This window comes from Microcoleus sp. A003_D6, from assembly GCF_036702825.1.
In the GTDB taxonomy this organism is placed as follows: Bacteria; Cyanobacteriota; Cyanobacteriia; order Cyanobacteriales; family Microcoleaceae; genus Microcoleus.
The window spans coordinates 36,436-49,333 of the sequence record NZ_JAUBWA010000017.1 but is presented as its reverse complement, the minus strand read 5'-3'; the positions used below and the strand labels follow the sequence as shown (position 1 = coordinate 49,333).

Genomic DNA, 12,898 nt, shown 5'->3' with positions numbered 1-12,898 from the left:
CCGGCAGCCACAGGGCGAAAGCGTCCTGAAAGGTACAGCCGGCGGCATAGTTGCTCTGACCCGCATTGCCCATGAGGGCGTTGGCAGAAGAAAAGAACGCGATGAAATCCAACGGCTCGTCTCTTGTAAGCCTTTCCAGCAGCCAACTTCCCGCGATCTTTGGTGCAAGTGCCTCCCGGAGCGCAGTTTCAGTCATCGTGCGAATGCTCGCGTCGCGGAGGACGATCGCCGAATGAATTACTCCGTTGAGTCGCCCGACTGTCTGGCGAATTTCGGCAAGTAAAGCTGACATCGCCGCTTGGTCTGCGACATCAGCTTGGCGGTAGATGACCATATACGCGGTCTGCTGTAACTGCTTGAGACGAGACGATCGCTCGGCATCCAACGAGCGCCGACCAGTGAGCACAAGCTTAACGCCAGGCGTATTTGCTAATAAGTTTGCCGCCTCGAATCCGATACCCGTCAATCCGCCAACGATCAGATAACATCCGCCCACCTGGATCGGAAGCTGATACCCGTCAGCGGGTAAACGCATCTCTTGGATGGTGCGAATCAGCCGTCGGGAACCGCGGAACGCGATCTCCGCGCCCGGTGCAGACTCCGCTTCTGTCGCGATCTGCTTGGCAATCTCCGAAAGGTCTGTTACAGTCTGCCTACCTATATCCAAGCAAGTTACTGCCAGGCTAGGGAATTCCCGCGACAGCGCTTTGGTAAAGCCGATCGCCGAGGCATTCCAGGGATTTTTTCCACCGCCCGCGCCGACATTCTGCACGTCTTGCGTAATTAGCTTCAACCGCGCCCGATCCTGCCAAAGGCGCGATCTATCCAGAGCTTGTACCAGATGAAACAGCATAACCACTCCCCGATCCTGGATCGCTTCCAGTTCCGCCAGCGTGGAAGGGGCAGCAGTGTTGCCGGAAGCCAAGAAATAGATCGTTTGTACAGGCTGCATTTCTCGGCATATACGCTCTAGGTCAAACGCATGAGGTCTGATTTCCCAGTGCCGCGCGGAAACTACTCGGAAAGAATCGCTGGGGTTTATATGAAAGACTGTTGCATCTGGGTGCTGCTCGATTAAAGCTTCCGCCAGATCGCGATCGCCGGACTGATAAACGATCAAAATCGATTCCTGGGAAGCCGATATTTGGGCTGGCCAAGGTGTTTCCTTCCAGATAGGTCGGTAGCAAGGCACGGCATCCACAGCCGATTTACCATCCGTACCCAACTGTCGCACCGGACGCAGTGTGAAATTCCGGATCAGTACCAAATCCTCGCCAGCAGGATCTGCAATCCTTAGATCGAACGAGTAATCTCCGATCGCGTCTACAGCGCGTTGCACATGAACCAGGCATTCGGTGGTCAAGGGTTTCAGTATAGCTAGCTCCCCGATCGATGATGGCAACAGCGCGGGCATTTCCGCGCCTCTGTCGGTGAGTAGACCCATAACACATTGAAGCGCACCATCCAGAATGGACGGGTGCAGAGCGAACCGACTGACCCAAGGCTCTTCTTCCTGGGGGGTACTGACCAGTCCGAGTGCTTCGGATTGACTCGTCCAAAGGCATTCGACGGTGCGATAGAGTCTACCGTGACTTACATCGCGGGAATCCACCAGCGAATAGAACTCTTCCTTTTGGATTGTCCTTTGGCAGCGAGCCTCAATCGCGGTGCGATCTAGTCTACTAGCGATGATCGGTGACGTTCCCCCGGTAGTTTTGAGAACCACTTCCGCAGAAGCGAAGGTCAATTTTTGGTCTTGGCTTTCGGATTGCAATTCGAGGTAGGGGGTTTTGCCATTCCAGCGCAACTCTGGCAAGAGCTCGATGCCGCTTTTTACCGGACGCAGCCAACAGATATTACGCAAACCTGCTAGCTCGACGGTGGATTCTTCGACAGCTTCAACCATGAGTTGCAGGAGCGCGGCTCCAGGTAACACTGGCTCGCCTTGCACCGTATGATGTCGCATCCAAAATTCAATGTCACGTTCAGTGTCAGGCGATCGCACCCAGTATGTAGTGCGATCGAAAGGGTAGGGCGGCAACTCAACAATTTGCCCTCCCTGGGTATGCAGGAGAGATAGATCTGTTAGCTCCCCGCTAGCAAAAGCCGATGCAATGGGCAAGAGCGATCGCCGATACGCTTCGCCATCGTTCATGTAACGGGAAAGTGACGCAAACATTTTCTCAATAGAACCGGTCAGGTTATTGGTTACGGGTTCGTCTTCTCTGGTGACGAAGAAATCTGCTCCTTCCCCGGTGCTTAGGAAACGGCGGAGCAAATCGGCTAGACGCGCCTTGTCTGCTGATACAAAAGCAGCCCGGAATTCCAAATGGCTTCGTTTTGTGTTTAACGTGAACGCGATATCGGCTAGTACGTAACGGGTTCCCCGATCTTCCAGCCAACGGAGAATATCTTGGGCCCTTTGAATCAGTTGGCTGCGCGTCCGTGCCGAAATTACGAATAAATAACCAGGCAATTCAGGCGATTGCCGCACAGGGATCGCAGGCGCTTCCTCCACAACCATGTGACAGTTGGCTCCGTTGGCGCCGAACGAACTAATGGCAGCCCTTCTCGGTGTGGTGACCCAGTCGCTGCTGTGGGAATCGACGCGGAACGGAGTGTCTGCAAACTCTATTCTCTGGTTCAGGCCCGTTGGCGCGAAGGAGGCCGGTCTGCGGTGATTTTTCAATGCCAGAATTACTTTGAGCAGGGATGCGATCCCGGCCGCCGTCAGTGTGTGACCGATTAGCCCCTTCACAGAACCGATCGGCAGCGATGCAGGAGCGATCGAGTGTTCCCTAAAGGCATCGCATAGAGCATGAATCTCGATTGGATCGCCAAGTGGTGTGCCTGTACCGTGGGTTTCGACATAGCCGATCGATCCTGGAGCCAATCCGAATCGTTTGTAAACCTCCCGAATCAGCTCTGTCTGGGCCGGTCCACTAGGTGCAGTGAGGCTGCTGGTCTTGCCGCCCTGGTTGGTGCCAGACCCGCGGATTACGGCGTGAATGCGATCGCCATCGGCCAGTGCCTTATCAAGCGGCTTGAGGATGACAACACCGATTCCTTCGCTAAGTACGATTCCATCCGCACTTTCGTCAAACGGTCTACACGCTCCGCTGGGTGACAGCATACCGATCTTGCCGAGTAATAAGTGCAGCCGCGGTGTCGCAAGAACGCTGACTCCACCCGCAATTGCCATGTCGCAATTGCCGCTCTCAATGTTTTCGCAAGCTGTATGCACGGCGATCAGCGATGAGGAACACGCAGAATCGATTGTGAGGGTTGGCCCCCTCAAATTAAACATATATGCCACGCGGGCGGGCAGCATTGCGCCAGCGTTACCAGTAAACATAAATCCATCGGCAGGGAGACCCGAATCCATCAGGATTTGCGAATAATCACCGCTGGATGCGCCAACGAATACACCAGTACGGCTCCCGTCTAGGCGCGTATCCGAATAGCCAGCATCTTCCAGAGCCGCCCAGGTTTCCATTAGAACGAGGCGCTGCTGCGGGTCCATCAGTTCGGCCTCGCGAGGCGAGATCCTGAAGAGTGCGGGATCGAACTCGCCAATTCCGCTCAGGAATCCGCCGTGACGACTGGGTGTCTTGTTTGGAGCTAGGCGATCTGGGTCATAGAACTTGCGCCAATCCCATCGTTCCAAGGGGATTTCACCGATCGCTGGTTTCGCTCTTTCGATTAATTCCCAGAACTCGGAAAGGTCGTTTGCTCCGGGGAATTTGCCGGAAATGCCAATGATGGCAATCTGGCGGTCAGGGGAGGCGATCGGTTTCAATCCCTTGCGGGTTGAGTTCTCTTCTCTTGGGGTGGTATGGAGATCGGGGCTGGCCCCAGAGTTCATACCATTGATTGCTTGCTCCACCTGCTTTATGCTTCGCCGCGCGGGAAATGTGCCGTCGATATGAGCAGCCAGTTGCCGGATGGTTGGGTAGTTGAAAAGGTCTGTAGAGCGAAGGGAGATTCCAAGTTCTTCGTTGAGCGCTTGGGCCAGTTCCACCGAAACAATGGAGTCAATACCGAAATCGGAAAACGGGAGGGTTGGCTTCAGGCGTGCGGGATCGGTATTTAGCTTCGATCCCATCAATTGGCGAACCTGAGCCTCGCTGCCTTCGATCGCGCGAACGAAGACCGGAGAATCCTCCGGCTGAACTGGCTCGGGTGGCTCGGGAGTTGGCGGCAACTGCTTTTGGGCGCTGCTCTGCGCCGCAATTAGGATCTGTAGGTAAGATTCAGGCTGTTCTGGATGGCGCAGGCCGGAGGTTCTCACTCGTGGAAAGCCTTGCTCTGACAAGCAGCGGCTCCAGTTGAGGGTAGTCAACAACGGCGAGTGTCGTATCCGGTTCTGTTTGTCCTCGAACAACCACCAGCCGCTCGTCAGTCCGAACGTCAGGGTGGCGAAGACTTCAAAACGGCAGACCTCGGTGAGGATAAGGATTCCCTGCGGGCGCAGTAGGCGGTTGACTGCATCCAGGGTTGTGCTGATGTTGCGGGTTGCGTGCAGGACGTTGGCGGCGCAGACGATCGCAAACTGGCCCGGCGCGAAACCCTGTGCGGTGAAGTCCTTTTCGATATCGAGCAATGCGTATCGGGTAAACGGGAATTCAGCACTCGAGCGATCGCGTCCCCGCTGGACGAAGGCCGGTGAGATGTCCGTGAAGTGGTATTCAATGCGATCGCCAAAGGGTGCGATCGCTTGCAGAATCGATGCTGTGGTCGAGCCAGTACCTGCCCCAATTTCCAGAATCGCGATCGGCATGGAGCGATCGCGGGCCGACAGCTCGATCGCCGCTTCGCGCACCGCTGCGGCAGCAAGGGCATTGAAATGGTCGGCAAGGGGGTTATTGCGATTGATTGCCTCAATCAGCGGCAAAGAATCTTCTTTATAGAGCAGGTCGGTTACGAGCAACCGCCCCGAGAGCAGTTCCAGATAGCTCTCCAGGCATTTCTTCAGAAGATCGAGGTAGGGGCGGGTTTCGGGACATTCGACCAGCAGTTCGGCGCTTAGACCAGATATTGTGGCGGCAATCCGGTTAGCAAAAAACTCCTCATTGGCGCGGTTCAATTCGATCCGTTCGGGAGATGCCAAGACAATCCCTTCGGCAACAAGGATTTCCAGCAGGGCATCAAAAAGTCTTTCATGCTGAGGCACAAGAGCGATCTTTCGCCCCAACTCGGATTTCGAGGTTGTGTTATCGGGATGGCGCAAAACGCCAGCTCGTTGAAACGCTTCGAGTACGCCCAATGCGCCGATCCGGTCGATCCGGTCGAAGACACTAGCACGTCCGGCAAGTGGATCTCCCTGACTCCTGACCCGAGCTTCTACCGCATTCATTACCTTGTCAAGAAGATCCGTTTCCGAACCAACTTGCGGGGAAGTGCTGAGGGTCGTAGGGGCTGTTGCGATCGCATATACCTCTCGTTCAAAGGAATAGGCGGGAAGCGATATGCGCCTGCCGTGAGGCCCAGTCCACATCTGCCGCCAGTCCACGTTTTGACCGCTAATGAATTCCCGCGCCGCAGCTTCACACCGCGTCGTCGGCTCCTTTCCGAAAGCAGACGAAGCGGCTACACGCAATGCCTGGGCTAGTTCATTGGTTTCTCGAACAACCGCTGCCACACGATACTCGAAGTGTTGGCGGCCCATTGACATAGTCCATGCGATGTCGTCGAGATGCACGGCCGGATGACGGTCAACCCAATCAGCCAGAGTTTCAAGATTGCGGCGCAACGAGGTCGATGTTTTTGCCGATACCGGAACGATACGCCATTCGCCGCATCCACGCTCCTGGTCATCACCGGAAACTTCGGGCCCATCCTCAATCACCAAGTGGCAGTTCGTACCGCTGAAGCCGAACGCACTGAGGGCCGCGCGCCGCAGCCCTGCTGTTGGGCGGAGCCACGGACGGCGATCGCTGACAACATAGAAAGGAGAAGAAGTCCAATCAAAGGCCGGGTTTGGTTCTTGGAAATTCACAGAAGCGGGCAACTCGGAATGTTTCAGGCTCAGCAATATCTTGATCAGTCCCGCGATTCCCGCAGCGGCCATCGTATGACCAATATTGCTTTTCACCGACCCAATGGCGCAGAACTGCTTTGCCTCAGTCCACTTGCGGAATGTGCCCGTCAGCGCCGCTAGCTCGATTGGGTCGCCCAGCTTGGTTCCTGTGCCGTGGGTTTCGACGTAACTAATGGTTTCTGGATCGATTTGGCCCTTTTCGTAAACTGCGGTTTCAAGTTCGCTCTGCGCCTGGGCATTGGGAGCCGTGATGCCGTTCGATCGCCCGTCCTGGTTTATGCCCGATGCAGGTATCACTCCGTAAATATGGTCTCCGTCCCGGAGCGCATCAGCCAGCCGCTTCAGCATCACGACTCCGGCCCCTTCCGCTGGAACAAAGCCGTCGGCATCCTTATCAAACGGACGGCAACTGTTGGAGGCCGAAATCATGCCGCTTCCATCAAGGAATTTGTAAACGGTGGGAGACAGCAGTAAGATCGCCACTCCTCCAGCGAGGGCAGTGTCACAATCGCCATTTAGTAGACCTTGGCAGGCCAAGTGAACCGCCACCAGAGAAGATGAACAGGCGGTATCGACGGGAATTGCTGGTCCTTTGAGATTGAGATGATAGGAAACTCGCGCTGGCAGCATCGCCATTGATGTGCCGATCGAAGACATCGAGTCCGCGGCAGCACCCGAATCAGTTGCAGTCAAACCGTAGAAGTTTTGCGCTGCACCCGCGTACACGCCACACTTAGTATTTGCGAGGCTCTCTGGCGAGTAGCCTGCATCTTCGATCGCCTTCCAGGTTTCCTCAAGGAATACTCGCTGCTGGGGGTCCATTTGAACTGCTTCCCGAGGTGAGATGCGGAAGAAGAACGGATCGAAATGTAACGCTTCTGGCAGCAGTCCGCCCCAGACAGGGCGACTGGAATTATCTCCCCACCTTTCTCTAGCAACATCGGAATAGGATTCGCGTGCGGATTGAAGCACTTCCCAGAACTGCTCCGCATCGCGAGCCCCCGGGAGCCGACAGGAAAGACCGATAACAGCGATCGCGCTGTCGTTGTTTGCGTCTGTAGGGGGGGGCGGCTGCTCTGTTGGCTGTTCTCTAAATTGAGTCTGGATGCCGATGGCGGCGATCGCGCTGCCGTTGTTTGCGTCTGTAGCGGGGGGCTGCTGCTCTTTGAATTGAGGTTGGATGCTGGAGATCCAAGCCGCCATTGCCAAGGGACTCGGATAGCTGTAGAAGTCCGCAGGCGTGACCGCAGTTTTAAATTCCTCATTCATACGGTTCGCGATCTGCGCGGCTAGGATGGAATCGACACCCATCTCGGCGAATACCTTGTCCGTCTCCGGAACCGCGTCCATTTCCAGCACGACAGCGGCGATCGCGCCGATTCGTCTCGCGATCGCTTCTATGTTAGTTTTTTCCTCTGCCACGCTCTTTTTCGGTGGGCTTATCCGTTGCGGTGTTGCCTCAGTCTCCTCATCCAGCGCCACCTTGGAAGCACCCTGTGAGTCGCCTCGCTCAACCACAAAAACTTGTTGATAGGGTGTGCCGAATGCCTTTCCCTTTTGGAATCCAGCCTCTTGTAGCACAGCCATCCAGCGATCGGGCAGCAAGAGCGGCGAGTTCTCAATCCGCAAATCGGCATCTTCAAAAGCCCACCAACCGTCGAGCAGGGCTACTGTAATGGTTTGAAAATCCGATTTGTGAGTTAGCTCGTTCAAAAGCAGCAGCCCGCCTGGCTTCAGCAGACGCGAAATGTGCTGAAGCGACCTGCGGATACTGCACGTCGCGTGCACCACATTTGTCGCTATGACTACATCGTAGGATTCCAGCTCAAAGCCTTGTTGGCCTGGAGACTGTTCGAGATCCAACTGGCGGAAGTTAACAAATGGGTATCTAGTGCCGAATGCCGCCTTCCCCTCTTGGAGAAATTTCCAGGATACATCGGTGAAATCATAGGTTACTCGATCGCGAAAGCTGTCGAGCTTGCGGAGGGTAAACTCACTCGTCGATCCTGTTCCCGATCCTAGTTCCAGCACCCGCATCTCTGATTGTCCGCTGCTGCCCACGAAACTAGCGAGGGCTTCAGCGAGAAGTCTATTGTAACGATCGACCCAGGGATTGTTCCGGTACATACCGGTCACGAGTTCGGGCGAAGAAGCAGGGAACAGAAGCTCGGTCGGCAGCTTCCGTCCCGCTAGCACGGCCGCGTAGTCGTCCGGCTTCAGGCAGGCTTCGAGCACTCGTGCGAAGCCGCCCATATCTGGATGCTGGTGAAGGAATTCGCCATGCTCTCTGGCGATCGACTCTGAAAGTCGTCCCGCCAGGGTGGGACCCAATTCAGGACCTTCCAGAATGTCGCTGCCAGCAAATCGGATCAGTTTATGGGCTGCAAAAATCGACAGGTGAGCTTCCAACAAGCGCTCGTACTTCGGCAAGAGAGAAGCCCGACTGCGGAGCGTGTCGCGATTCAGGCTTTCGCCGTTTTGAGGAAACATCCCTAGCTGCGCCCAAACCTGCGTTAGATAAAGCCTGCTGAGTGAGTCCAGATCTCGCAGGGCCATTTCCCCTTGCTTGAGATCCAGGGAGGATTGCTCTTCTTCTTTGGCGGCAGCAGCGCAGGTCGCTTCCAGCTTGCCCAAAACTTGCCGAATATTATCCCGCAGTCCAAGAAGTTCCAGCACCTTCGCTGACGCTCGCAGAGGAATGGCCTGGGTTAATCCCAGCCGCAGGATGTCTGAGAATGCCTGGACACCCGCAGCACTGCCCATAGGCTGGACCCCAAGCTGGGCTAACCGCGCGCGGCCCTCTGCGGTCGCAAGCTGACCCACGTCACCCCAAAAGCCCCAATCGATCGTCTGGGCCGGAAACTTACCGGAATCCTGCAAATAGCAAGCAAATGCGTCCTCAAAGGCGCAAGCGGCGGCGTAGTTCGCGCTGCCGGGCGTTGGTGCGAGGGATGCCAGGGACGAGAAGAACAAAACGAAGTCCGGTTTCTCCCCGCTGAGCGCCTCAGCGAAGGCTGCGCTTCCTGCTACCTTGGGCGCGAGTACGGTTTCGTAGGTTCTGTCCGACATGGTGGCAAGCGGTTGATTCAGAAGTACCATTGCTGAGTGGATGGCACCCGAAATAGGCCCGAACTTCCGGCGTGTCTCGTCGATCGCGCGGCGGAGTGCCCCGCGATCGGTAACGTCGGCCTGGATGTAGATTGCATCTCCACCTTGTTCTCGAATAATCTGAATTGCTGCTTCCTGGCGATCGCTGAACTCCGATCGCCCAATCAGAACAACCCGTGCCCGTGCCTTTGTCGCCATCCACCGGGAAATCTCAAGGCCAACTCCTGATGCTCCGCCGACGACCAGATAAACGCCACCTTCTCGCAACCGATTCTGCTGCGAATCTTCGGATTCAAGCGTTTGCTCTGCAACCTCTTCAATGCCGCGCACCCATCGCTCCCCGCCGCGCCAAGCCACCTCGACAAACTGAGTGAGGTTCCCTTCATCGGCAATCCGCGCCGCTTCCGCCTCTGGTTCCTTTCCTTCCACGTCAACGCAGACCACAGGCAAGGACGGCAATTCAATCCGGCAGGCCCTCCCCAGGCCAATGGAAGTTGCCGCCCAGGGCTTTGTCAGCCTGTCGCTCGGTAACACCTTCTGTGCGCGCATTGTGACGATCCGCAACAGGGGGGGCGAAGACTTCCAGCGCGCGAGGTGCTGGATCAAATGGAGGAGAGGAAGGGAATCGTCAACAGCATCCTGCCAGTCGCAAGAATCGAGCGCACCGAGGAAATCAATCGTGGAGAGGGAGGTTTCGTTTTCCAGTTGATCGAGCCAATCCGAACGGTTCAGTGAAATCACAACGCAGTCCTGATATTGCCCAGCAAGAGCCGACCCGATCGCAGAGTTGGAGCGCTGCAAGATCGCGTGCCTTCCGTCTGCTATCGTTGGGGAAGGTCGCTCCGGAAGCACAAACCATCTCGGCACGAATGTCCTGCACGCACCTGCGGTATCGATGTCAGTGGTAGACCCTAGTGAGGCAAGCGTTTCGATCGCCACGGGCCAATATCGAACGCGATCGAACGGATAGGATGGGAGAGAAACGATCCGCCTTGTTCCGTTCCGAGGCAGTTTTGCCCAATCCGGCTCAACACCAGCCACCCACAAACTGGCAATCTTGCGATACCGCTTGTCATTCCACAACTGAAGAAGATACTCGTGGTTGTCTGACCCATCCGTCGCCGAATCGTTCTTCACTCGCCCTTCAAAAAATGAGTCCGCCGAGGTTTCTTGCTCAGCCAAACGTTGCAACCGATCCAGGCATTCACTCTTCGAGGCTGCGACGAAAGCGAGGCGGTAATCCATTGCTTCCCTGCCAATCTGAAGCGTCCATGCCACATCTCCAAGGTAGTGAGAATCCGTTACGTTCGACTCCAGCAGGCTACGCAATCGTTCTGCCGATTCTAGTAGAGCCTTCCTCGATTTCGCTGAAAGAATAATTAACTCATCATTAGGTTCTACGGGGCGATCGCCAACGGTCGCAGCCTCGAACTCTTCGACGATCGCGTGTACGTTAGCACCTCCTGCACCAAAGCTGCTAAGCGCTGCACGCCGCGGCCCAGAGGAAGACTCCCAGTAGGTTTTCTGCGTTTGCAGGCGGAATGGTGTAGTCTCGAATTCGATCAGCGGGTTTGTGCGATCGCCGTGAAGTGATGGCGCGATTTCTTTATGCTGGAATTGTAGAAGTATTTTTGTGAGTCCGGCAACGCCAGCAGCCGATTCAAGATGCCCGATATTAGATTTCACCGAACCGATCGCGCAAAAACCAGACTCCTGGGTATGTTCGCGCCAAGCCTTTGTCAGTCCGGCGATTTCAATTGGGTCTCCAAGGGCGGTGCCCGTGCCATGCGCCTCGACGTACCCGATGGTGTTGGGATCGATCCCGGAGCGATCGATCGCGTCCAGAATCAGGCTTGCGTGTGCCGCCGGATTCGGGACTGTATATCCGCTCGTCCGTCCGCTTGAATTCATGGCCGATCCAAGTATCACACCTCGAATCCGGTCTCCGTCCGCGATCGCATCTGCGAGTGGGCGAATTAACACAACTCCGACACCCTCACCATCCACAAATCCATTGGCATCAAGGCCAAACGCGCGGCACTTATCGTCGGGAGCCAGCATCCGCAACTGGCTCAGACCGACCAACTGGAGCGGATGAAGGATCAGATTTACGCCTCCAGCGATCGCCGCATTGCATTCGCCTCGCCGGATACTTTCACAAGCTTGGTGGATAGCGGCCAACGACGAAGAGCAGGCAGTGTCAATCGCCATACTCGGCCCCTGAAAATCGAAGAGCCAGGAGACTCGATTCGCGATCGACCAAAATGAGGAGTGCGCTCCGGCGCGATCGCCATTATTCCACTGGTCGATCGCGTAAAGCTGATACGTGCCATAGGTGATGCCCGCGAAAACTCCCACGTCGTTTCGCCCCCGGCTGCCGGCCGCCGTCTTTAAGCGGCGGGGAGGATACCCTGCGTCTTCGAGGCAAGCCCAGACGGTTTCGAGAAAAATCCTTTCCTGCGGGTCCATCTCCTTCGCTTCCCGGGGCGATATGCCGAAGAAGCCCGCATCGAACTTATCCGCATCGCTGATAAATCCGCCCCACTTGCTGTAGCTCTTGCGCTCCCCACCTCGCGGGTCAAAAAATGGGGTGAAATCGAACCGATCGCGGGGGACTTCCCGGATAGCGTTTCGACCCTCTGCCAGGGTCGTCCAGAATTCTTCTAGCGTGTCGCCCTTCGGGTAGCGTCCGGCGACTCCCACAATTGCGATCGGCATCGTCTGGCCTTGGCGAGAAGGCAGCTTTGCCGATTGCTCAGCTACGGGCGATGGACTCTGAGGCTTCGCCGATTGCTCAGCTACGGGCGGTGAACTCTGATGCTTCGCATCCTGATGCAAATGCGCTGCCAAGCGGTTGAGTGTCGGATACTCATAAAGCAAAGTCTTCGACAACTTGCCGTATTCACGCTCGAGTTGCTCGGTCAACTGGAGTACGGTCAGGGAATCCACCCCAAGCGACTCGAAGGTTGCCTCTGTTCGGATTTCGGAGGGAGCCATCTTCAGGACACGAGCAAAAATGTTTTTGAGCGCTGCTAGGATCGCCGTCAGGGAAGTCCCATTGATTGAGGTTGGGGGGGGAGTCACAGGAGCCTCGTGGCTGCTGGCGACGATAGAATTGGTTGCGGGCTGCTGCACCCAACCGTCGCTTTCCGCAAAGATTGCGTGATAAGGCGCGGTTCCGTTCGTTCCTCCGAAACCGATAGCTTCAATTCCCCGAAAACCCGCGCTTACCAGGTTTGCTTCCCAACCTGAGCGATCGAGCAGGGGGCCACCGGGCAAACGCATATCACTTGCATCATGCTGCCACCACCCCTTTGTGACACCGAAAGTCATAGTGGTGAAAACTTGACTGGAAGTGGCTTCAATCAGGGCCAACAATCCATTTGTCCGCAACAGTTTTTTTGCACGCACAAGCGTATCGCTCATCCGACAAGTTGCGTGCAGGACGTTGGATGCCACCACAACATCGAAAGTACCTGGTTCAAAGCCTTGCGTGGCTGGGTCGCGATCGATATCAAGCAAACGGAAACTACAACGGGAATATCGGCTAAATTTCTCCGATGCTTGGCGAACCAAAGCCGACGAAACATCAGTGAAGACATACTCGAATTCCCGCACGTTCTCGAACAAATGTAGCAACACTGCGGCAGTTGACCCCGTGCCTGCGCCAATCTCAAGAATCCGCAGCGGTCTGGTATGCCCCCGTGCTTCTTGCCAAGCTTCCAAGGCGGAGCCAACTGTTCTGTTCAT

1 protein-coding gene (cut by a window edge) is annotated in these 12,898 nt (G+C 56.0%); it reads right to left on the bottom strand.

All coding sequences use genetic code 11. The features are described from left to right. A protein-coding gene (locus QUB70_RS07450) for an SDR family NAD(P)-dependent oxidoreductase (RefSeq protein WP_442927730.1) crosses the window boundary here: on the bottom strand, positions 1-12,898 show its 5' portion. Its footprint begins 11,738 nt before the window's first position; only the first 12,898 of its 24,636 coding nucleotides appear in the window; the start codon lies at positions 12,896-12,898; its stop codon lies off the left edge, out of view.